The organism is Alishewanella sp. BS5-314 (assembly GCF_025377695.1).
Taxonomy (GTDB): domain Bacteria; phylum Pseudomonadota; class Gammaproteobacteria; order Enterobacterales; family Alteromonadaceae; genus Alishewanella; species Alishewanella aestuarii.
Genome location: NZ_JACEHJ010000002.1, coordinates 2062991 through 2085824, shown reverse-complemented (window position 1 = coordinate 2085824; position 22834 = coordinate 2062991). Strand labels below are relative to the sequence as shown.

Genomic DNA, 22834 nt, shown 5'->3' with positions numbered 1-22834 from the left:
TTAGCCCCTTGCTAAAATCACTGTTGTTTGATCGTTGGCGCTGGGCAGTATTACTGCCCGCGTTATTATTAGCCCTGCCTGTTATTATTATCTTTGCCAGCTGGCTGGAGCCACAAACCGAGATCTGGCGGCATCTGCGTCAAACTGTGCTGGCCGACTATGTGGTGAACTCTTTGCTGCTGGCTGGCGGCACCGGTCTGGGAGCGCTGTTAATCGGGACCGGCAGTGCCTGGCTGATTAGTCAGTATCAATTTTTTGGCCGCCGCTATCTGCAATGGCTGTTGCTGCTGCCACTGGCGATGCCGGCCTATATTATCGCTTACACCTATACCGGCATGCTGGATTTTGCAGGGCCGGTACAAAGTCAGCTCCGTTCCTGGTTTGGCTGGTCTTTTGGCGATTATTGGTTTCCGGAGATCCGCTCGCTCGGTGGCGCTATTCTGATGCTGGCGCTGGTACTTTATCCCTATGTTTATATGCTGGCGCGCAACGCTTTCGCTGAACAATCGGCGTCTTTGTTGGAAGCCAGCCGCACGCTTGGCCTGACTCCGCGGCAGCATTTCTGGAAGGTGGCTTTGCCGCTGGCCCGGCCTGCTATTTTAACCGGCATGGCACTGGCGATGATGGAGGCCTTTGCCGACTATGGCACAGTGCAGTATTTTGGCGTGCCAACCTTTACCACCGGTATTTTCCGCACCTGGTTTGGTATGGGCAGTGCTCAGGCGGCCGCCCAGCTAGCGGCGTTATTAACCAGCTTTGTGCTGTTTTTGCTGTTACTGGAAAAATGGTCACGCCGCAAAGTCCGCTATTATCATCAGGGCCAAAAGCACAGTGCGCCGGCGCTTAGGCGGGTTGGGCCCTTGCGGCAGCTGACGTTGTTGGCGCTATGTTTATTACCGGTGGTACTGGGCTTTATCTTACCGGCCTGGCGCTTACTCAGCTGGGCGCTGGCCAACTGGCAGCGAACCCTGAATGCCAATTTCTGGCAGCTGGTGTGGAATAGCTTTTCCCTGGCGGCGATGGCCGCGTTGTTATCGGTGCTACTGGCGTTGTTGTTTGCCTACGCCAAAAGATTAAGACGCGATCCGCTGGTGCGCTTACCGGTGCAACTGGCGGCGCTGGGCTATGCGGTACCGGGCACTGTTATCGCTATTGGTGTGATGATCCCACTGGCCTGGTTTGACCGTCATGTCGATCTGCTGGCCGAGCAGTGGTTTGGCATTCGCACCGGTTTGCTGTTATCCGGCACCCTGGCGGCGCTGTTGCTGGCCTACAGTGTGCGCTTTCTGGCTGTATCCTTACATGGTATCGAAGCCGGCTTGGCCCGGATCAAACCCAATATGGATAACGCCGCCCGCTCTATGGGCTATAGTCCGCTGCAGGTATTGCGTAAGGTGCATGTGCCATTGTTAAAGGGCAGTGTTTTTACCGCGCTGCTGCTGGTGTTTGTTGATGTATTAAAAGAATTACCGGCCACGCTGATCTTAAGGCCTTTTAACTTTAATACTCTGGCGGTCAGGGCGCATGAACTGGCTTCTGATGAACGCCTGGCTGACGCAGCCTTACCTGCGCTGGCGATAGTGCTGGTTGGCTTGTTACCGGTGATCTTACTGGCACGCTCTACTGAGCGGCGTATGCAAGGAACAGAATAATGTTGGCATTAGAGCAGCTGGCTATCGCTTATGGCCGGCATACGGTTGTAAAAGACATTTCGTTGTCGCTGGCAGAGGGGCAGATTGGTTGTTTAGTCGGCCCTTCAGGCTGCGGCAAAACCACTATTTTGCGCGCTATTGCCGGCTTTGAAGCGCCGCAGAGCGGACAAATTCGCCTGCAGGGGCAAACGGTGAGTAGTGCTAACCAGCAGCTGGCGCCCGAGCAGCGGAAAATTGGCATGGTGTTTCAGGATTTTGCGCTGTTTCCGCATCTGACCGTGGCTGACAATATCAGTTTTGGCTTACAGCAGTACAGTAAGGCCGACAAGGCTGCTAAAGTAAAGCAACTGCTGCAGTTGGTTGGTTTGCCGGATCTGGGGGAGCGTTATATCCATCAGTTATCCGGTGGCCAGCAACAACGGGTGGCGCTGGCGCGGGCACTGGCACCGGAGCCAAAAGTTCTGCTGCTGGATGAGCCTTTCTCCAGTCTGGATGCTGAGTTTCGTGAAGTGTTGGCGCGCGATATCCGCAAAATTTTAAAGCAGCTACAGATTACGGCGGTACTGGTGACCCATGATCAGTTTGAAGCCTTTGCCATGGCCGATATGATTGGCGTGATGCAACATGGTCAGCTGCAGCAATGGGCGACGCCGTACGAGCTGTACCACCGTCCGGCCAGCCGCTTTGTCGCCGACTTTGTTGGCCGCGGAGTAATGTTACCGGGCACTATGTTGGATCAGCAACGGGTGGAAACCTGCCTTGGCATCTTCCGTCAGCGCTATTTGCCGGATGTGCAGGCGGGCGACCAGGTTGATGTCCTGATCCGGCCGGACGATATTGTGCACGATGATGAAAGTGCGATTCAGGCCACTGTTGCCGATAAAGCCTTTCGTGGCTCACATATCCTGTATACGCTGGCGCTGACTGGTGGCGAATTGGTCTATTGTCTGGCGCTGAGCCATCATAACCATGCTATTGGTGAGCAGATTGGCATCCGTCTGGATTTAGACCATCTGGTGCTCTTTCCGCGGACCCTAAGCGCAGCAAGCGGTTTAAATTAGCGGGCTGTTGGCTCCGGTAGCAACTCTGCCAGGATCTGCTGCAGTTCACCGCTTTGCCGCAACTGTTGCAGGCCGCGGTTAAAACGCAGCTGTAGCTCAGCACTTCCCGCTTTTTGACGCGGGAATGCCAAATGCATAGGTTTTTCCTCTATAGGTTCAGTGACCCAGTTAATCCGCACTTGCTGTAGTGGCTCGGGCAGTTGTCGCAGCAGGTACAGGCCGTTTTGTAAGTCGGCCGGTATCAAGTCGACCCGCTTTAACGCCAGCATCCGGAACACCTGATCATCGGTTGCGACACTCACCTTCTGTAGCGGACTATTTAGCAGCAGCGGGCTTTGCGCATAGCCAGTGACCATCCCCAGCGTGCTGTCACTTTGTAATACGCTGTTCAGATCATCTATCAGTTGTAGCTCACCGGCCCTTTTAAATAATACGATCTGATTGGCGTAGATAGCATCCGAATACAACAATTGCTGTTCCCGCTCTGCCGTATGCCAGATCGCCAGAATGCCATCGTAAAAGCCTTGCTGCGTATCATAAAGTGCCCGGGCAAAAGGCATAAAGGCAATCTCAATATCAATGCCTTCGTAGGCAAAGGCGCGGCGGACAATTTCGGATACAGCGCCTTGTCGCGGCAACTCAGTACCGTAATGCGGTACATAATCACTGCTGGCCAGTACAATACGCTGCTTATCCTGGGCCGGTAATGCCGTGGCCAACAGGCAAAGCAAAGATAACAAAGCAAGTTTCCACGAAAACGCCATAAATGCCTGAGTTAAAGCGGGTAGGGAAGTTAAGCTTAGCAGAGCAAATGCGAAAAATAAAAAAAGGTGCGCTAAGCCAAGCCGCACCTCCAGGAAGAACTGATTAACTGATACCGCAGTTTGGTGCTGGCTTAATCCTTTAAAAAGTCTGCGATCTGCGCTGCCACCGCACTGATATTGACCACCCCATCCAGATGCCCCCAGTCACCGGGAATTTCTGCCAGGGTCACCTGCGCCGGTGGCATGGCCGCTGCGCTTTGAACTGACATCTTGGGCAGTAGCAGTTGATCACCGCTCGCCGGCAAAAATAAGGTTTTCGCCTTGACCTGCTGTAACGCCTGTTGCCAGTTATCGCCCATACCGGCGCGCCAAAGCTGCGAGGCACGGATCAGATACAGGATATGGTTGGCGTCCTGCAATTTACTGCGCTCAGCGGCCTGAGCCAGTAATTGCTGCCAGGCAGAAAAGGGCGCTCGGATATCCTGCCGCGGCGCCTGATCCTGCAGCGGATCGGTAAAGCGCTGATTAAAAGCCGTTGGATAAAGGGCGTCCTGAGTGATATAGGCCACGGCCGTGCTCAGGCCCTGCACAGGTTGGCCATAGGCATAATAGTCGCCATCCCGCCAGGCTGGATCCTGTTTAATCGGATAGGCCCAACGCTCCAACCGCACTGCAGCCCAGGCGTCCATATAGGCCGTGCCAATCACCGGGATCAAGCGCTGCACCCGCTGTGGATAACGTACCGCCCACTCAATGGCCTGAAACGAGCCCATAGAGGCGCCAATCACCGCATGCAGTTGCTGAATACCCAGGCTATCCAGCAGCTGGCGTTGTACCTCGACAAAGTCGGTGATGGTCACCACCGGAAAGCTGAGCCCCCAGGGCTTGCCTGTTGCTGGATTGATGGTCGCCGGGCCTGTGGTAATTACCTTGGGATCAAACACATTCGCATTAACCAGGGTATCGACACTGATCACATAAAACTTATTGGTATCAATGGCTTTACCTGGACCAATAATGGCATCCCAGTAGCCGGCTACGGCATCATCCGGCTGGTATTTACCGGCGGCGTGCGAGGTGCCGGAAAAGAAATGGGTGATCAAAATGGCATTGGACTTGTCGGCATTAAGTTTGCCATAGGCTTCCCAGCCAACCCGTACCGGAGCAATCTGCTGCCCGGATTGGGTGGTAAAACTGGCAATTTCAAAGGCTTGCTTTTCCACCAGCAAGGATTCGGCCCGGCTGCAACTACTCAGCAGCAGTAAGCCAAGCAGTAAACTCACCTTGAGCAGTGGTAGCCGCAGTTGCACAAGTAGTTGCAGAAGCAGTAGCATCTTAAACTCCGTTAAAACCATTGAAATAACAGGATGGCCAGCACCACACCCAGTAATGGCATCAGCACACTGACTACCGCTACCGGCCAATAGGCGTTCTGGTGTGTTTCGCCACAAATTGCGCGGATGGTGGTGACCACATAGCCATTATGTGGCAGTGAGTCGAGCGCACCGGATGAAATGGCGACCACCCGGTGCAGTTGCTCGGCATCCACGCCACGTTCCAGATAGGTTGGCGCAATTTCCGGCAAGGCGATAGCCTGACCGCCAGATGCCGATCCGGTTAAACCAGCAATAGCACTTACCGCCACTGCGGCGCCAATCAGTTCCGGGCCGGGTAAGTGTGTCATAAAATGGACCACCTCGCCAAAGGCGGGAGTCAGTCGCGCCACACCGCCAAAACCGACTACAGCAGCAGTGTTACCTATGGCCAGCAAGGCACCCAGTACGCCTTCATTGGTGGCGGCGGCCGGGTTGTGCAGAAAGCGGAAATTCAGCAGATATAAACTTACCACACCACCAGCCAGCGCAATAATCAGCGCAGCTTGCTGCAGGCTGTCGTGCAACAGGAATGATGTAACCAGTACCACCAGCAGCGGGATTAAGCCGGTTAACCAATGCGGCAGGGCTTTATCGCTAAGTTCCGGATCTGTGGCGCGGGCAATAAAGTGCTCGCCGCGGGCTTGTGCGCCTTTGATCATCCACATTAGCGCGGCGTAACCGCCAATGGCCATAAAGGCGGCGACGACTAAACTGACTTCCCAGCCGGCATAAGGGGTGGTACCCAGATAAGGAATGGGGATCCAGTTTTGGATCTCGGGTGAGCCGGCAGAGGTCATGGTAAAGGTGACAGAGCCGAGCGCCAGTGTTGCCGGAATAAAGCGCCGCGGTAAGTTAGCGCCTTTAAACAGGCTTACGGCCATCGGGTAAGCGGAAAACGCCACCACAAATAAGCTGACGCCACCATAGGTTAACACCGCACAAGCCAGTACGATAGCCAGCACAGCCCGCTTATGCCCCAGTCGTTTCACAATCGCCAGTGCCACAGCATCGGCAGCGCCGGTATGCTCCATTAGCTTGCCGAACAGCGAGCCGAGCAGAAACATCAGAAACCAGTTGGCGACAAAACCGGAAAAACCGTTCATATAGCCGTGCACAAAATCAATCTTATCGGCTACCTGCCAGAACGGAATACCATTGGTCAGCGCCACCAGCAGGGCACAGAGCGGGGCCGTGATAAAGAGGTTAAAGCCGCGCATGGTCAGGACAATCAGCAGCCCCAGACCAAGCAGTAAACCGAGCAAACTTAACATCGGATAATCCTTGTTCTTGTTTTTTTCTAGTCTGATACAGTCTGCCCATGTCAGCCATAGTACTAAGGTACAGGTTAATATTTCTGCAATCGCGGCTACTCTAGACATATAACAACGCCGGAGTACCCAGGTAATCCGGTAACAAAAAGCAGACAGCACAACATCGACACAACAGGAGGGCCGGTTATGGCCAACAACAATAAGATTAACTATCGCGCCACTTATCCCCGTAATCTGAAGCCGAGCCTGCTGGCACTGGCTATTAGCAGCTGTCTGGCCATGCCAGCCCTGGCACAGGAAACCACCAGCAGCGATGATGAGGCGGTTAAGCTGGAGCGTATTGAAGTCACCGCCCGCCGCACTGTAGAAAATCTGCAAACAGTACCGGTAGCAGTAACCTCGTTAGGCGAAGAGCAGCTGGCACAGCGTGGTATCGATAATATTACTTCGGTACAACAGTACTCACCGAATACCACCTTGCAGGTATCGCGCGGCACCAACAGCACCCTGACCGCCTATATCCGCGGTATTGGTCAGCAGGACCCGCTGTGGGGCTTTGAGCCCGGCGTCGGTATCTATATCGATGATGTGTATCTGGCACGGCCGCAAGGTACGGCACTGGATGTGTATGATGTTGAACGCGTTGAAGTACTGCGTGGACCCCAAGGTACCCTCTATGGCCGCAATACCATCGGTGGTGCGGTAAAATATGTGACCAAGGAATTGTCGGGCGACACCCAATTTGCGGTACGTGGCACCCTGGGTAGCTACAAACAAAATGATCTTAAAGTATCCGGTCAAACCGGCCTAACTGACACCGTCTTTGTCGGCGCTGCGCTGGCCATGTATAACCGTGATGGCTTTGGCCGGTTCCTGAACACCGGCGACCATAACTACAATAAAGATTTGATGTCTGGCCGGGTCAGCTTACAATGGAACGCGGCGGACAATTTCAAAGTGCGGTTAGCGGCCGATAAAACCGTTGACGAATCCAACCCACGTGGCGGCTTCCGGTTGTTCCCCAGTGTACGGGCACCGAACGATGTGCGGCCAACCAAGGTTTATGATGCCAATATCAGTATGCCGGTAGAAAACAAGGTTGAAACTGAAGGCCAATCATTAACGCTAAGCTGGGATGTTAACGATAACTGGACCGTGAAGTCTATCACGGCCCGCCGTGAGGGTGTCACGGATACCAATATAGACTTTGACTCTACTTCGGTACCGACGCTGGATATTCCGGCTTTCTATGAAGATAAACAAACTTCACAAGAGCTACAGTTCCTGTACAACAGTGACCGTTTAAAAGTTGCCAGCGGTATCTATTATTACTCGGGCGAAGCTTGCGGCGCCTTTGGGCAGGTAGTTTATGGCCTGTCTACTACTGAGAACGGCGGCTGTGTCGATACTGAAAGCCGTGCTTTCTACTCCCAGGGCAGTTATCGGTTAGATGATAAATGGTCGGTGACACTGGGTGGCCGTTACACCAAGGATGACAAAGACGCTAATGTTTACCGTTATGTTTACAGCGGTTATAAATTCCCACGCCGGCCGGGCGGTACACGTATCGGTGTACAAACCGATTTTGCTGACAGCGCCAGCTTTAGTCATTTCTCACCTCGCTTAGGGGTAGAATACCAGCACAGTAACGATATGATGCTGTACGGTAGCTATACCAATGGCTTTAAGTCAGGTGGTTTTGATATGCGGGCCAACCAGGCAGTTAACCCGGATGCCAATAAGCCTTATACCGAAGAAACCGTTGATACCTATGAACTGGGGATGAAGAGCGAGTGGCTGAACCAACGTCTGCGCTTAAATGCCGCGGTCTTTATGTCTAAATATGACGATATGCAGGTTACAGTGCAACGCTCTGTTGAGCTGTCACCGGGTAATATCACGGTGGCGTCTCAGGTGCTGAATGCGGCCAATGCGGATATCAATGGTGCTGAGCTGGAAGCCACCTTTGCCGCGACCCGTGAGTTTAACTTAAGCCTGATTGTTGGTTATGTTGATGCCAAGTTTAACGAAGTCGAGTTCTTCGACCCGACCCAGCAACGGGTAGTGGATGTATCTAACCTGTGGTCCTTTGCTAATACTCCGAAAGTCACGGCGACCCTGGCGGGTACTTACAGCGTCGCGCTAAGCTCGGGTGAGCTGGTATTTACCGGTAATCTGGCGCACCGTGGTAAAACGCAGATCTTTGAAATCCCCTCGTTACTGGACTACGGCAGTTATACCTTGTTTAATGCCGGGGTAACCTGGTATTCCAACGACGGGCACTGGGATCTGTCGCTGCAGGGCAAAAACCTGGGTAATAAAGAAGCGCGGATTGCCGGTTATAACTTTGCCGGTGCGGCACTGGATAACTCGGTACTGGGGTTCTATATTGACCCCAGAACCTTTAGCTTCAGTGTAGGTTACCGCTTCTAAGCGAAAATACTTGCCGGGGCGTCTGCCCCGGTTCATTATTGGGTAAAAACCCCAAAGTGACCTTATGATTGCCATTATTGCTGATGACCACCCGCTATTCCGGGTGGCACTATCTCAGGCCTGCGCGGCCATACTGGGCAGTGATGCCACCTTACTGCAGGCGCAAACCATGCAGCAGGTCTGGCCCTTACTGCGCCAACATCCCGATACCCATTTAATTTTTCTGGATCTGAAAATGCCGGGTTCTGACGGCTTTACCGGCTTAACTGCGCTGCGCACTGAGTACCCCGATGTGCCGGTGGTAATGGTATCAGCCGAAGAAGATCCGGTGATTATTAAGCAAGCTCTGACATTGGGGGCGGGCGCCTATATTCCAAAATCGGCACCACTGGAATTGCTGTCCGAAGCCATTAATGCGGTATTAAACGGTGATAGCTGGTTGCCGGCTGAATTGTCTGAAGATGTAAAAAATGCCCGGCCGCTGATTGATCAGGATTTTGCCCAACGTCTCGAGCAACTGACACCCCAGCAGTTCCGGGTATTGAAAATGATTGCTGATGGCTTGCTCAATAAGCAAATTGCCTATGAGATGCAGGTGCAGGAAACCACCATCAAGCAGCATGTATCGGCGATTTTACGCAAGCTGAATGTGAATAACCGCACCCTGGCCGGAATACTATTTGATAAGTTGCGCTTGCCGGAGCAAGGGAGTTAGCCAAGTCACCTGGCCAACCAAGTCGCCTGGTCAGCGCAGCGTTAAGGCGTACTAGCGGATAGGTTGGCGATAGCTGTCGCTATGATGATGCCTGATACTGCGCGCGGTAGCTCTGACTGATATCAATAAGTTGCCCTTGTTGTAGCAGTAAAATCCGTTCTGCACTTAAGATGGTTTCCGGGCGATGGGCAATAATAATCCGGGTCATCTTTAGCTGCTGCACTGCCTGATTAACATAGTGTTCCAGCTGCACATCCAAATGGCTGGTCGCTTCATCGAGAAATAGGATCTTCGGCTGCCGGTACAGGGCGCGGGCTAGCAGTAAGCGCTGCTTTTGACCGCCGGATAAGGAACTGCCCATATCACCGACCAGGCTGTTATAGCCCATCGGCATCGCCAGAATATCCTGATGGATACCGGCCAGCTGCGCCGCTGTATAGATCTGCTCCAGCGAAGCTTCCGGGTCAAAAAAGCTAATATTTTCTGCTAAGGTACCCGACAGCAACTGGTCATCCTGCATCACCGCCGCGACCTGACTGCGGTAGTTACGCAAGCCAAGCTGTCTAATATCAACACCATCAACCTCAATTTTACCGCTTTCTGCGCTAAGCAACCCCAGTAACAGTTTCAGCAGCGTAGTTTTGCCACAGCCAGAGGGGCCAATAATGGCAATATTTTCACCGGCGTTAACTTCCAGAGTTAAGCCATTAAATAGCAGCGGCTCGTTGCTGGCATAACGAAAACTGAGCTCCCGTACGCTAAGATTGCCGCTAAGAATTCGGCTGCCATTAAGCTCACCTGTGTCTTCTTTCTCTGTTAGTGCGATATCCGCCAAGCGCTCGAGATGCAATTTGGTCATTTTTATTTGCACGACCAGACCAATTAAACTGCTCATCCTGCTGGTGAATTGAGCTTTGTACGCCATAAATGCAAATAGCATTCCGACAGTCATGGCACCTGCCATTACTTCCTGCGCGGCTAGGTACACAATGAGAATGCCTTCGATGCCAAATAATATTTGATTTGAGACACCAGCGCCGATGCCCCATTTCGCCAGACGGTATCCTTTATTCACCGCTTCAGCATGCCGGTTTTGCCACAGGTTTAAGCGCTGCGTTTCCTGGCCAAAGAGTTTTAGCGCCTGGTAGCCACGAATGGATTCCATAAACACACTTTGTTCTTTCGCACCGGCAACAATGCTTTCCTCTGTAAGCTGGCGCATTGGCCAGAAAAAAGCCCAGCGCAGCAGGGCATACATAATTACCACCAGAACCACTATTAAGCTCAGTTGTGGGCTGTAGAGGTACATCATGGCGAATACAATGACCACCATAATGCCGTCCAACACGCCTTCGACCAGACTGGTAGTGAGCAGCGACTGCACCGCCGACAGGGAGCCAAAACGCGAAGTAATATCGCCCATATGACGTTTCTCAAAATAAGCAGCAGGCAGATGTAGTAAATGTCGGAACAGATTCGTGACCATTTGCATACTTAGCATGGTACCCAAATGTAACGCTATCCAGCTTCGTAGCACGCCCACGACAATCTGAATCATCATTAATAAGCCAAAGCCCAGGGCGAGTACTACTAACAACGGTTGGTCATGACTGACCAGCACTTCATCGACGACAAGTTGGGTGTAATAAGGCGAGGCAAGGGCGAAAACTTGTAAAATTAACGACAAGACAAACAGCTTTATCAGCGCCGGTATGATGCCCTTGGCTTTATTCCAGAAGGCCGTTAAGCCAAGCTGCACCCGCTCATCGACCTTTTTAAACTCTGTTGTGGGGGTTAACTCAAGGGCAACGCCGGTAAAGGCTTTGTCCAGTTCAGCCATAGCAACTTTGCGCTCACCTATTGCCGGATCAAGAATAGTGACACTATTACGGCCTACTTTGGTCAATACGACAAAGTGGTTCATTTCCCAGTGCAAAATACAGGGCTTTTGTAATTTTGCCAGCTCATCAACTTCCAGCTTTAATGCCCGACTCGCCAAGGCTAATTGATTTGCTAACAGCATAAGTTGCTGCAGATTGGTGCCTTTTAGCGAGACGCTATAGCGATTACGCAGGGTGGCTAAATCCAGCTGATGGCCATAATAATTTGCGACCATTGCGACGCAGGCTAAACCACATTCTGCAGCTTCGGATTGGAGGAGAGTCATTCCATTATGCTTGTAAAAATTGTGTTAGATTTGATAAAAAGCCAGCATCACGATAAAAGCCGTAACACCACAGATAACAGCGTCTCGGTTTTCATTCTGAGATTTTTGGTTTCTAAATAATCTGCACGCAAATTTATAGCCGACCCCAACACCAAGAGCCTTAATAAATATAAAAAAGATGTCAATAACGTCCATATTCAATTACCTATTTAGAATTTTACGGGAGATGGCTTTGACATGACGCGCCAACTGGGGCATTCGCCGTTTGTTATCTTGCGATAAATTGAGCTAGCAATTTTATCAAAATCAGTCGCCTCAAAGGAGCCTTGCAAAAGTTCTAATATGAGGCACATATCAAACGGAGTAGGGACGCGCGCTCTTTCTGCGTGCGCAAATTGATTAAAAATTGAATGCTTGCCATGAATTAATTCTGCATCACGAAGGAAAAATGCAGCGTGTAGTAGCTCTTCGACTAAACACTCTTGAAGAATATCGCTTTTAATATTAGCAACACCACCAATAAAGACTAGCATTTGCGTCGGTTTTCTATTACCGCCGTCATTTTGCGTCGAAGCGTCGGTAAAGAACTCTTGCGTAAAGCAAGGGTGAACAGGCGCTTGTGGGTAAGCTTTAGGATCAAACAGAACTGGAGTTTTATTTTGAAACAGCTCAAGCCATGTGGGGCCGAGCACTTCAAGAAGGAATCTAGTAAAAAAATCCGATAATCTCTCTTGGCCTACTAAGGATGTTACAACAAATATTTTCGCCTGCCGATAGTCACTGGTTTCCAAAAAAATCGGAATACCAACGTTATACTCAATGGTGCGTATCGAATTTTCTATTTCGCTTCTGATACCAGCGTCGTGCAGGTCAAGATAAATCGGAATTGGCAACACCTCCCATGTTAAGGCTCTAGATCTAACACCATTCGCAAAAACCATTTGATGTATATAACCACGAACGTCCTCGTATTTTAGGGTATGCTCTCTCGCGCTTTCCGAAACAGAGTACTTGATGACGAGTATAACTAAAATTGAAACCAACAATCCGATAAAATAATATTGCTTCATACTATCCCCTGAGGCCATAAAATGCTGTGCCATAACTACTCGCACAGCATTTATTTTCTTTAGTTGAATAACTTTTTATTGAACGCCCCAGTAATCCCCTACGCTACCGGGTGTAGGCGACGCGGGAGCAGCTGGAGTGCTTGTGTTCAAGCATATTTGGGCACCTGTACCTACTCCAAAGATGGTGGCGGAAGGTCCATAGCACGTGCTGGTTGTCAGGGTGCCGTCACTTTGTAGGCAATAGGTTGTAGGCCCCTTGACAACGCACATGGCTGACGTCACAGTGGTTCCACCATCATTGGCTCTTTGCTCTCGCTCCGCTTGGCGACGTCTTCCTTCGTCTATTTTAGAGCCACCACTAATGCTCTCAACTTGCTCAAAAGTTAATTCTTGCATAATATTTCTCCTTGAGTTGGTAAGTAATTACAGCCTGCCTCTCAGGCTGCTAATCGGCTCAAGTAACCAGCTTAGTAAGCTGCGTTGCTCCAGCACGATATCTGCGCTTAGCAGCATGCCTGATTGCAGCGGGACGCTGCTGCCGTAAGCGCGGATCTCCTGACTATCCAGTGCCACTGCGACCCGGTATACCGGTTCCTGGATTGGCACTGGCATCTCTAATTCATTTGGTAACAAAATGGCCTGCCCGGTATGGATAACTTCGCCTTCATAGATACCAAAGCGTTGGTAGGGAAAGGCCTCAAAGCGTAAGCGGGTGCGTTGACCTGGTTGCACAAAACCAAAGGCCCGGGTGGGTACCAATAAAATGGCTTCCAGACTGGCAGTCGCGGGTAAAATGGTTAGCAGTGGTTGTTGACCGGTAATGGTTTTGCCCGGCTCAGCGATTAAGTTGGTGATGCGGCCTGCAACCGGTGCGCTTAGCAATAATTGGTGCCGGCCCTGTAATTCCAGTTGCTGTTGTTGCAGCCGGCTCTCTTCAGTCTCCAGCAGGCTCAGTTGCTGTTGTTGTTCGGCTGGCAGACGTTGCAGTTGGCCTGTCAGCTGTGCCTGATTCGCCAGTAATTGCTGCCGGCTACTGCTAAGCTCAGCCAACTGTTGCTGCAGTTGCAGCGCGGCTTCCTGTTGTGCCTGCAGATCCAGTTGGCTGATAGCACCATTCTCTGCCAGTTGCGTCAGACGGCTCACTCTTTGCTGTTGCAGTTGCCAGCGTTGCTCTAATAAGTGGATTTGCTGCAGTTGTTCGCTGAGTAGTAACTGCTGCAGCGCCTGACGTTGTTCAAGTTCCTGCTGTTGTTGTGAAAACTGTAGTTGCAGCTGTTGTTTACGCTCACTTAGCAGCTGTTGCTGCGACAGCAGGCTGGCTTGCAGGCTTTGCACCAGGCTTTCCCCGGCAGCCAACTGATCCGGAAATTGCAGCAGCACCAGGGGCGCACCCGCGACAACCTCTTTGCCATCCTGCACAAAGACTTCGCTGATCACACCACTGCGGCCAGCGTAGATTTTGGCCAGCCCGCTGTTGGGTTGCAGATAACCAGCCACCGTTTCTTTGCGGTTAAAATCTGCCAGTGCCAGAAAGCTGATTAGGCTGGCAACTATGGCTAACAAGCTGGCTGTCAGGACGGTACTGCTAAGCGGCTGGGCTATCAAGACATCGCCTTCCAGCCGGTTCGCCTGCTGTTTTACTGCGGCAAGCCGGAAAAGGTTATTCCCTGTCATTTGTGATAAATAAGTTAATCATTGGTGATTAATAAATAGCCAATGACGTTTGGCTGGTAAAGGCGACCTTAAGAATAATTTTTTCTAAAGTGGTATGTTTTTAAAACTGCTGGCGCTAAGTGTAAGTAAGGTTATGATTTTATGAGATTCATACAGTGGCGTTATTTCAACAACCGCTGAAATAAGCGCTTTAATGCTGCTGGCTTTAACGGTTTTAGTAAAAAGTAATAACCGCTATTTAGCGCTAACTCGCGGATCTGTTGGTCATGATCGGCAGAGTGGATAATCACCGGTGCGGTTAAGGCTAAATGGGCGCTGAGTTGATTGGCGACCTCGATGCCGGTGGCATTGTTATCCAGATGGTAGTCAAATAAACACAGGTCCGGCACAAAGCCCTGTTGCAGTGCCGTCAGCGCCTCGGCGGGTTGGCTTACGGCTTTTACTTCGCAGTGCCAGCTTTGCAGCAGACTCTGTACGGCCTTTAATAGCTGGGGTTCGTTATCCAGCAGTAGGATTTTTTTATCAGAAAAGCTGGCGCTGACCTCATTTGGCAGCAGGGCACTGCTGGCGGCGGTCTGGCTGGCTGCGCTGAGCGGTACTGCGACACTAAAGCAGCTGCCATGGCCTTCTACCGACTGTAGCTGCAGCGGGTGTTCCAGCATGGTACTAATCCGATGCGCAATGGCCAGCCCTAAGCCGAGGCCCTTTTGGTCGGGTTGGCTGCCTTGCTGGAATTCTTCAAAAATACGCTGCTGATCGGCAGCGGCAATGCCGACACCGGTATCCAGCACACAAATTCTGAGCTGGCCGCCGCTACGTTTAACTCCCAGTACCACCCGGCCGCTTGGCGTATAACGAATCGCATTGGCCAGCAGGTTTTGCAGCACCCGCTTTAGCAGCTTGCGGTCGGTATTTACCGTTAGCTTGCTGCTATGTAACCTGAAACTCAGCCCTTTACGCTCGGCCAACACTGCAGCGTCACGCGCCAGATCCTGCAGCAATTGCGCGACCGCCACCGGCTGATAATGCGGTTTCACAATGCCGGAGTCGAGCTTGGTCAGATCGAGAATGGCCGTCAGTAATTCTTCCGCCGAGTCCAGTGACTGACTAAGGTTACTGCTGAGCTGCTGCAGCTCAGGCTCTGTACACTTTTGCCGCAATAAGCTGGCAAAGAGGGCGGCGGCATTAAAAGGCTGCATCAAATCATGGCTGGCAGCAGCAAAAAAGCGGGTCTTGGCCTGGGTACTGGCCTCCAGCTGGCGCTGGGTTTTTTGCAGCTGATTATTCAACTGCTGCAGCTCGCTGGTGCGCTCCGTTACCCGTTGTTCCAGCAACTGGTTACTTTGCTCCAGCTGTTGCTGTACGGCAATAAAGGAGCTGACATCGGTATAGGTAGTGACAAAGCCGCCACCGGGCAGCGGGTTACCCTGAATTTCCAGTACCCGGCCATCCTGCTGCTGCCGCTGCACCTTATAGGGGCTGCCCTGGCGTAAATAGCCGATACGTTTTTGAATTTCAGCTTCAATATCGGCGCTGTCGATCAGGCCGCGCTGCAAATTAAAGCGGATCAGCTCGGCAACCGGTTTGCCGACTTCGACCATACCGGCCGGGTAGTCAAACATCTCAATATAGCGCCGGTTCCAGGCGATCAGCCGCTGCTCGGCATCCACCACAGCAATGCCCTGGCTGATATTGTCGATGGTTGATAGCAGCAAATTCTGGTTAAAGCGAAACACCTGGCTAGCCTCATCGACAAAACGTTCGACCGTTTCCATCGGCAGCGGATGATGGCGGCTCACCGCATCTATTACCAGACGCATCGAGGCACCACCCAGTACCGCTGCCAGGCTGCGCTCGGTGGCCTGGATCAGATTAGCCGGCGCCTGGCGCTGCAGCTCAGTTGCCGGTTGTTTAAGATTGCGCTGTAACAGCCGCTGCGCTTCGCGCTCGCCGGCAAAGCGCCTGACCAGTAAAACACACTCCTCGCTGGTCAGCTGTAATTGCGGTTTAGGGCCACTGGCACGGCTATGGCGTAAAAAGCGGCTGCCTTGCAGATATTCGCCCAAACCGGTCTTGCTAAACTGGCTCACCAGCAAAATCATCAGGCAGTTTACACTCAGGCTTAACAGCACCCCCAGCGTAATGCTGTCGCCCTGCCAGCCGAATAATTGCTGCGGTGCCAGCAGGCCGATACCAAAAGGCCCTTGCTGCAGCAAATCACTGTGGAAAACACCGGCCCGCACCAGTTCGGGCAGCAGCAGGATATAGGCCCAGATCAGCGCGCCGCTAATCAGGCCGGCAATGGCGCCGCTGCGGTTAATGCGCCGCGATAACAGCCCCAGGATCAGTACCGGTGCCAACTGGGCGACCAGGGCAAAGGCCATTAAACCCAGCTGTGCCAGTGCTGTGCCACTGCCGACGGCGCGGTAATAAATAAAGCCAATTAACAACACCAGTAGCATCGACAGCCGGCGCAGGGTGGCAATTTTAATCGGGTTCTGGTGAGTTTCGGTCAGCCGGCGGCGCCGGAATAACAGTGGCACCAGTAATTCGTTGGTGATCAGGATCCCCAGTACTACCGACGCCACCACCACCATACTGGTCGCTGCCGAAAAGCCGCCCAGATAAGCCAGCAGCGCAATATCAGTGCGGTTAGCCGCCAGCGGCAGCTGTAATACCACCAAATCAATATTGGCCTGACTGCCCAGTAACATTACCCCGGCCAGCCCCAGCGGTAGCGTAAAGATCCCCATTAGGAGCAGATAGAGCGGAAATAGCCAGCGTGCGCTGCGTAAATGGTTCAGGCGCTGGTTTTCGACAAAGCTGACGTGAAACTGCCGTGGTAAACAGAGGGTGGCGGCAAAACCGAGCAGCACATGCACCCAATAGGTATGTGCCGGCAGCGCACGCTGTTGCACCTGCTGCACGGCCTCGCTGTCGGCCGCGCGCTGGAAAATATCGGCAAAGCCATCAAACATGCCCCAAACCACAAAGGCCCCAATGGCCAGCAACGCCAGCAACTTGACCAAAGACTCAAAGGCGATGGCGGTCATCAGGCCGGGGTTAGGCTGGTGTGCCTTGGCACTTTTGCTGACAAACAACATCGCAAATACCGCCATCCACAGGCACACATAGAGCCCGGTATCGGTATACCAATGCTCACCGGTTTCGCTGCCAACCAGCGTATTAATACTGGTGGCCACCGCCTGCAGCTGCAGTGCGACATAGGGCATCACCGCCAAAAACAGGATCACGGTGGTTAATACCGCCAGCAGCCGGGAGTGACCAAAGCGGGTAGCGATAAAGTCAGCAATGGAGGTAATGCGGTAGCGGCGACAGGCAATGGCGATACGCGCCACCAACTTAAAGCCAAACCAGAACAGGATAAAGGAGCCGATATAGGTTGGTGGTAGCCACCAGCCATTAACCACCGCCTGCGCGGTCACGCCATAAAACGCCCAGGAGGTGCAGTAAATCGACAGCGCTAAACTAAAAACCCAGGGCGCCAGCGGATGGCCGGCACTGACCCGGCGGCCAAATAAGCCCACCGAATACAGCACCAGTAAATACAGCAATGAGATGGCAGCAAGGGTCGCCAGACCGATGCCGCTGGCGTTTTGAATCATTTCAGCCGCAGCTTGCATAAAAGATTATGCTGATTGTGCCGAAGAAGTGGGCAACTTGCTAGCGCGCCGTCCAGCCACCGTCCAATACCAGCGTTTGCGCGGTGATATGTTTGGCGGCGTCCTGGCATAAAAACAGCGCGGTCTGAGCAATTTCACTGACATCAATAAAGGCTTTTTGCGGCATTGGCGCTAGCATAATCTGCTCCACGACCTGTTGTTCGGTCAGATTATGCTCCTTGGCCTGGGCGGCGATCTGTTTTTCTACCAGCGGCGTTTTGACATAAGCCGGGCAGATCGTATTGATCGTCAGGTTACAGTCAGCATTCTCCAGCGCCACCACCTTACTAAAGCCCAGCAGGCCGTGTTTAGCGGCGACATAGGCCGATTTAAACGGCGAGGCGACCAGCGCATGAATAGAGCCTATATTAATCACCCGGCCAAAATTGTTGGCGCGCATCTGCGGTAGCATGGCGCGGGTCAGCATCGCCGGGCCGGTTAGCATCACCTCAATTAACAGCTGCCACTTTTCCGGTGGAAAATCTTCCAGCCGCGCCACATGCTGAATTCCGGCATTATTGACCAGAATATCGGCCGGGAAACGCGCGGCACAGGCCGCAATGTGCTCGGCATTGGTCACATCCAGCACGCAGCAGTCGGCCTGATAGCCACGGCTGCGCAACAACAACGCCTTGGTGTTGAGCAAGCCTTCATCCAAATCGGCCAGTACCACCTGATAGCCGGCGGCCGCAAAGGCCTCCGCTACCGCAAAGCCAATACCACCTGTTGCTCCTGTAATCAGTACCCGCATTTTCTCTCTCCGGCAAAGGGTTATGCTGCGATACTAGAAAAGCGTGGCCGCTTCCTCAACGGTACTTTAGTGCTATAACCCGCAGTTTGGTGCTGCTGCCGGCAGGCTAAAGCGCCGGTCAGCTGCGGCAGCGCGCCTTTGCTAAGGCGGCGTCTTATGATAACTTTAGCCACTTTATATAATAATCGGGCCTGGTTGCGCCATGACAAACTGTCGGCATTAGCTTGCTGAGCGTTGTTGTCCACTAAAAACCAGAGCCAGAACAAAGGCCTGCTAAGACAGTGCCTGCCGCAGACCAAGAGGATACACCTATGACAACTACCAGCAGGACGCCGCAAGGCGCCCCGGAACAACGTGGCTGGTTTACCCGCTTTCTCGATACCGTAGAATTTTTAGGTAATTTATTACCGCATCCGGTTACGCTGTTTGCCTGCTTTGCGCTGGCTGTGGTGATTGGCAGCGGTATTGCCGGTTACTTTGATTTCAGTGCTGTCGATCCCCGCCCGGAAGGTACTGCCGGTCGCGCTGCCGATGGCATGATCCGGGTAGTCAGCCTGATGAATGTTGATGGCTTGCAGCGTATTGTCTCGAATCTGGTCACCAACTTTACCAACTTCCCGCCGCTGGGCGTGGTGCTGGTTGCGTTACTGGGGGTCAGTATTGCCGAACATTCCGGTCTGATTTCTGCCGCCATGCGTGGCCTGGTGATGAATGCCTCCAAGCGCATGGTCACAGTCACTATAGTCTTTGCCGGTATTATCTCGAATACTGCGTCCGAGCTGGGCTATGTGGTACTGATCCCGATGGCGGCAGTGATTTTCCACTCGCTGGGGCGCCATCCGCTGGCGGGTTTAGCGGCGGCCTTTGCCGGCGTATCCGGTGGCTACAGCGCTAATCTCTTTATCGGCACTGTCGATCCGTTACTGGCCGGCTTTACCACCTCGGCAGCCAATCTGATTGACCCGAACTATGTAGTCGGCCCGGAAGCAAACTGGTTCTTTATGATTGTCAGCACCTTTGTTATTGCTGGCCTGGGCGCCTTTGTCACTGAAAAAATTGTTGAGCCGAAACTGGGCAAATATAACGTGAGTGAAGCTGCCGTCGATTTGGGCGAACAAAAGCTGGAGCAGCTTAGCGCGCAGGAGCGTAAGGGTTTAAAGCTGGCCGGTTTAGCGTTTCTCGGTATTTGTTTGCTATTGGCACTTAGCGTGGTGCCGGCCGATGGTGTGCTGCGCCACCCGGATACCGGTTTAGTCGCCGATTCGCCTTTCTTAAAAGGCATTGTGGTATTTATCTTTGTGTCCTTTGCTATTCCGGGCTTTGTCTATGGCAAGGTGGTCGGCACCATGCAAACCGACCGCGATGTGATTAATGCGATGGCGAAAAGCATCAGCTCGATGGGGCTCTATATCGTGCTGGTATTTTTTGCGGCGCAGTTTGTGGCCTTTTTTGGCTGGTCGAATCTGGGGGCCATTCTGGCGGTGAAAGGCGCGAACTTACTGCAGGATATCGGTTTAACCGGCCCGATGCTATTTGTGTTCTTTATTGCGATGTGCGCCATTGTTAACCTGTCGCTGGGCTCGGCCTCGGCACAGTGGGCAATTTTTGCGCCCATCTTCGTACCGATGCTAATGATTGTCGGCTACTCGCCCGAAGTGATCCAGGCTGCTTACCGCATTGGCGATTCGGTAACCAACCTGATCACCCCGATGATGAGCTATTTTGGCCTGATCCTGGCGGTTGCTGCCCGCTATAAGAAAGACTTAGGCATTGGTACCCTGATCGCTACCATGCTGCCCTATACCATGATCTTCTTTATCGGTTGGGTGGTGCTGTTTTATATCTGGGTGTTTTTACTGGGGCTGCCGGTTGGTCCGGGCTCACCGACCTATTATGAATTCACGCAGTAATAGGCAACAGGGTCTTACTGTGGTCATAAAGCTGTGATATAACACGGGCAGATTGCGCGGTCAGCTGCTCGCTAAACTGGCCCGAAAGCGCTGCCGATCTGCTACAGGCGCCCGCGACCGGCGGGCAATTAGAGAAAAAATTCAGAGAACAGAGTCGTTTATGGAACAGAATAAAGTTGTAGGGTTGCACAAAGAAAAACACGCGAAAACCAAAATCAGCTCAGTGCGGCCTTTTAGCCATATCGCGCAGGAGCATATGCTGCCGGTAGTAGTACATGAATTTGTGGTAGCCGGTGCCGAGTTCCCGGTAGTGTTTGTGAAAGATCAGCAAACTGAGCGTTTCCAGCCGGTTGTGTTACTGGGCCTGGCGTCGCAGCAAAACCTGATGCTGGTTGATGATAAATGGCAAGCCATGTACGTACCGCGCGTAGTGCGTAACTATCCGCTGGTGCTGGTACAGGAAGCACCGGAAAGTGACCGCCTGATGGTGGCGATTGATGAAGCCTCAGAGCGGGTAAATGAAGCCGAAGGCTTCCCGCTGTTTAACGATGATGGCAGCGAAAGCGAGTTTTTAACTGTGCGCAAGCAGCAAATGGGCGAGTACGTTGATTATGCCCAGATGACGCAGGTGTTTATGGAAAAACTAAAAAGCCTGGGTCTGCTGAAAGAGCAGGTATTAACAGTTACCATCAACGAAGAAAAGCGCAATATCAACGGCATCCATATGGTCGACGATCAAAAGCTGAATGAGCTGAGCGACGAAACCTTCCTGGAACTGCGTAAGCTGGGTTATCTGACGGCAATTTATGCGCACCTGATGTCACTGCAGCATACGCAGAAGCTGGTACAAAAACTGGCTGAGCGCGAAGAAGCCGCTAAGGCCTAAGCGTTATCGGCAAACAGCAACGGCAGCCTCGGCTGCCGTTTTGCGTTTGGTGGCTATCGCATACTGTTAAACGCGGCTAAGCGTGACTAAGCGCGGCCAAACTTTGCCAGTAAGGCCTGTTTCACATGCTCGGGGACAAAGCTGGCGACATCGCCGCCATGCCGGCACACTTCTTTAACCAAGGTCGACGAGATAAAGGTGTTTTTCTCCGACGGCGTCATAAAAATACTGTCCAGCTCCGGGTTTAACGAGCGGTTCATACTGGCCAGCTGAAATTCGTACTCATAGTCTGCTACCGCCCGTACACCGCGGATCAGCACCTGTGCCTGCTGGCTTTTGGCAAAATCAGCCAGCAGACCAGAAAACCCAATTACTGACACATTCTGGCAGTCGGCAAAGGCCTGCCGGGCCAGCGCGACCCGCTCATCCAGGCTAAATAACGGCTGTTTGCTGGGGTTGGCCGCTACCGCAACAATTACGGTTTCAAATAGCCGCGCGGCACGCAGTACAATATCAGCGTGGCCATTGGTTAAAGGATCGAAGGTACCGGGGTAAATCGCACGAATATGCATCAAAAGCAGTTCCTGTCAGGGCCAGCGCAGAGCTTGCTGGCATTTAACGTCAATTTGGCGTTACTATAGCAAAATAACCGCCTAAAAAAAGAAGCCTGCAGTTCGCAATGGAAAAGAAGCTCAGAACCAAAGACCGGATTATTCAAGCCAGTATTGCGTTATTTAATGAGGTTGGTGAGCGTCAGGTTACCACTAACCATATTGCGGCCCATCTGGGCATCAGCCCCGGCAACCTGTATTACCACTTTCGCAATAAAGAAGACATTATCCGGCATATTTTCCGTGAATATACCAAGCTGCTGGAAACCCGGATTAAACCGCCTTCAGCCCAGGCCAAGCCGCTGGATGCCCTGACTGATTATCTGGATATCGTATTTGAGCTGATGTGGCGGTTTCATTTTTTCTACGCCAATCTGCCGGATATCCTGTCACGGGATCCGGCGTTGCAACAGGATTACCTGCAGGTGCAGCAGGGCGTACTGGCGCGGGTGATGACGGTAATTAAAGCCTTAAAAGCCCAGGGCGTCATTGCAGTTGATGAGGCCGATATCCGCGATCTGGCGCACAATATCAAACTGCTGGTTACCTTCTGGATCAGCTATCTGAAAACCCAGGCGCCACAGGCTGAAGTGAATCAGGCCAACCTTTACCGTGGCGTACTAAAAGTACTGCTGTTATTTAAGCCCTATGCCACCGCTGCCGCCCGCGCCGATATGCTGCAACTGCAGCACTACTATAGTCAGCTGGTCGGAACAGATCAGGCGGCGGCCGATTTGTAGCCAATTCTTTACAAGCGGGGCAGGCAAGCCCCGCTAATCTTCGGTATAATCGCTGCAGCAAGGGCCGCTA

Annotated in this window: 16 protein-coding genes; 7 read left to right on the top strand and 9 right to left on the bottom strand. The window is 52.5% G+C overall.

Annotated features, from left to right (window positions below):
* Positions 1-8 precede the first annotated feature (8 nt).
* Positions 9-1652, top strand: coding sequence for an ABC transporter permease (locus H1D31_RS14220; protein WP_261259468.1), 1644 nt, complete (start codon positions 9-11; stop codon positions 1650-1652).
* Positions 1652-2713 carry an ABC transporter ATP-binding protein gene (locus H1D31_RS14215; RefSeq protein ID WP_261259467.1) on the top strand — a complete coding sequence of 354 codons (1062 nt, stop codon included), beginning with the start codon at positions 1652-1654 and terminating at the stop codon, positions 2711-2713. Before H1D31_RS14220 ends, H1D31_RS14215 begins: the two co-directional genes overlap by 1 nt.
* Here the strand turns inward: H1D31_RS14215 and H1D31_RS14210 are convergent.
* From H1D31_RS14210 to H1D31_RS14200, 3 genes are all read right to left on the bottom strand, one after another.
* Entirely contained in the window at positions 2710-3477 is a 768-nt protein-coding gene (locus H1D31_RS14210) for a substrate-binding periplasmic protein (protein WP_261259466.1), read from the bottom strand. The genes H1D31_RS14215 and H1D31_RS14210 overlap by 4 nt on opposite strands.
* Before the next feature lie 131 nt (positions 3478-3608).
* The gene (locus tag H1D31_RS14205; RefSeq protein WP_065955458.1) at positions 3609-4811 is read right to left on the bottom strand and encodes a homoserine O-acetyltransferase; all 1203 of its coding nucleotides are present in this window, start codon (positions 4809-4811) and stop codon (positions 3609-3611) included.
* Positions 4812-4822: 11 nt separating this feature from the next.
* A complete protein-coding gene (locus H1D31_RS14200; RefSeq protein WP_065955459.1) occupies positions 4823-6124 on the bottom strand; it encodes a GntP family permease in 1302 nt (433 codons plus the stop codon).
* Positions 6125-6310: 186 nt separating this feature from the next.
* Here H1D31_RS14200 and H1D31_RS14195 point away from each other — a divergent pair, with 186 nt between their 5' ends.
* Together H1D31_RS14195 and H1D31_RS14190 are read left to right on the top strand one after the other, a co-directional pair.
* The gene (locus tag H1D31_RS14195; RefSeq protein WP_261259463.1) at positions 6311-8557 is read left to right on the top strand and encodes a TonB-dependent receptor; all 2247 of its coding nucleotides are present in this window, start codon (positions 6311-6313) and stop codon (positions 8555-8557) included.
* Positions 8558-8621: 64 nt separating this feature from the next.
* Complete coding sequence (locus H1D31_RS14190; RefSeq protein ID WP_008950125.1) at positions 8622-9272, top strand: response regulator transcription factor; 651 nt, start codon at positions 8622-8624, stop codon at positions 9270-9272.
* Positions 9273-9351: 79 nt separating this feature from the next.
* On the opposite strand, the gene H1D31_RS14185 is transcribed toward H1D31_RS14190, so the two are convergent.
* The 5 genes from H1D31_RS14185 to H1D31_RS14165 form a co-directional block, all read right to left on the bottom strand.
* Positions 9352-11439, bottom strand: coding sequence for a peptidase domain-containing ABC transporter (locus tag H1D31_RS14185; protein ID WP_261259462.1), 2088 nt, complete (start codon positions 11437-11439; stop codon positions 9352-9354).
* Between the two features lie 209 nt (positions 11440-11648).
* Entirely contained in the window at positions 11649-12509 is an 861-nt protein-coding gene (locus H1D31_RS14180; protein ID WP_261259461.1) for a hypothetical protein, read from the bottom strand.
* A 423-nt stretch (positions 12510-12932) separates the two neighbouring features.
* A complete protein-coding gene (locus H1D31_RS14175) occupies positions 12933-14183 on the bottom strand; it encodes an HlyD family secretion protein (protein WP_261259460.1) in 1251 nt (416 codons plus the stop codon).
* Positions 14184-14344: 161 nt separating this feature from the next.
* Positions 14345-17827, bottom strand: coding sequence for a PAS domain-containing hybrid sensor histidine kinase/response regulator (locus H1D31_RS14170; protein ID WP_261259459.1), 3483 nt, complete (start codon positions 17825-17827; stop codon positions 14345-14347).
* A 40-nt stretch (positions 17828-17867) separates the two neighbouring features.
* Entirely contained in the window at positions 17868-18617 is a 750-nt protein-coding gene (locus H1D31_RS14165) for a 3-hydroxybutyrate dehydrogenase (protein WP_261259458.1), read from the bottom strand.
* A 311-nt stretch (positions 18618-18928) separates the two neighbouring features.
* On the opposite strand from H1D31_RS14165, the gene H1D31_RS14160 reads away from it, so the two are divergent.
* Together H1D31_RS14160 and H1D31_RS14155 are read left to right on the top strand one after the other, a co-directional pair.
* Entirely contained in the window at positions 18929-20527 is a 1599-nt protein-coding gene (locus H1D31_RS14160) for an AbgT family transporter (RefSeq protein WP_008950118.1), read from the top strand.
* Between the two features lie 160 nt (positions 20528-20687).
* Entirely contained in the window at positions 20688-21413 is a 726-nt protein-coding gene (locus H1D31_RS14155) for a SapC family protein (protein WP_008606922.1), read from the top strand.
* A gap of 86 nt (positions 21414-21499) precedes the next feature.
* Here H1D31_RS14155 and coaD read toward each other — a convergent pair whose 3' ends face one another.
* Positions 21500-21985: a pantetheine-phosphate adenylyltransferase gene (gene coaD, locus H1D31_RS14150; RefSeq protein ID WP_008606923.1), complete on the bottom strand. Its 486-nt coding sequence runs from the start codon at positions 21983-21985 to the stop codon at positions 21500-21502.
* A gap of 107 nt (positions 21986-22092) precedes the next feature.
* On the opposite strand from coaD, the gene H1D31_RS14145 reads away from it, so the two are divergent.
* Positions 22093-22764, top strand: a complete 672-nt coding sequence (locus H1D31_RS14145; protein WP_008950116.1) for a TetR/AcrR family transcriptional regulator — start codon at positions 22093-22095, stop codon at positions 22762-22764.
* Positions 22765-22834 lie beyond the last annotated feature (70 nt).

Bases quoted from the DNA above. Each gene is read 5' to 3' on its own strand.
- H1D31_RS14185 (WP_261259462.1), bottom strand. From the start codon at position 11,439: ATGACTCTCCTCCAATCCGAAGCTGCAGAATGTGGTTTAGCCTGCGTC.
- H1D31_RS14160 (WP_008950118.1), top strand. From the start codon at position 18,929: ATGACAACTACCAGCAGGACGCCGCAAGGCGCCCCGGAACAACGTGGC.
- H1D31_RS14205 (WP_065955458.1), bottom strand. From the start codon at position 4,811: ATGCTACTGCTTCTGCAACTACTTGTGCAACTGCGGCTACCACTGCTC.
- H1D31_RS14195 (WP_261259463.1), top strand. From the start codon at position 6,311: ATGGCCAACAACAATAAGATTAACTATCGCGCCACTTATCCCCGTAAT.
- H1D31_RS14145 (WP_008950116.1), top strand. From the start codon at position 22,093: ATGGAAAAGAAGCTCAGAACCAAAGACCGGATTATTCAAGCCAGTATT.
- H1D31_RS14215 (WP_261259467.1), top strand. From the start codon at position 1,652: ATGTTGGCATTAGAGCAGCTGGCTATCGCTTATGGCCGGCATACGGTT.
- H1D31_RS14200 (WP_065955459.1), bottom strand. From the start codon at position 6,124: ATGTTAAGTTTGCTCGGTTTACTGCTTGGTCTGGGGCTGCTGATTGTC.
- H1D31_RS14180 (WP_261259461.1), bottom strand. From the start codon at position 12,509: ATGAAGCAATATTATTTTATCGGATTGTTGGTTTCAATTTTAGTTATA.
- H1D31_RS14165 (WP_261259458.1), bottom strand. From the start codon at position 18,617: ATGCGGGTACTGATTACAGGAGCAACAGGTGGTATTGGCTTTGCGGTA.
- coaD (WP_008606923.1), bottom strand. From the start codon at position 21,985: ATGCATATTCGTGCGATTTACCCCGGTACCTTCGATCCTTTAACCAAT.
- H1D31_RS14210 (WP_261259466.1), bottom strand. From the start codon at position 3,477: ATGGCGTTTTCGTGGAAACTTGCTTTGTTATCTTTGCTTTGCCTGTTG.
- H1D31_RS14170 (WP_261259459.1), bottom strand. From the start codon at position 17,827: ATGCAAGCTGCGGCTGAAATGATTCAAAACGCCAGCGGCATCGGTCTG.
- H1D31_RS14155 (WP_008606922.1), top strand. From the start codon at position 20,688: ATGGAACAGAATAAAGTTGTAGGGTTGCACAAAGAAAAACACGCGAAA.
- H1D31_RS14190 (WP_008950125.1), top strand. From the start codon at position 8,622: ATGATTGCCATTATTGCTGATGACCACCCGCTATTCCGGGTGGCACTA.
- H1D31_RS14175 (WP_261259460.1), bottom strand. From the start codon at position 14,183: ATGACAGGGAATAACCTTTTCCGGCTTGCCGCAGTAAAACAGCAGGCG.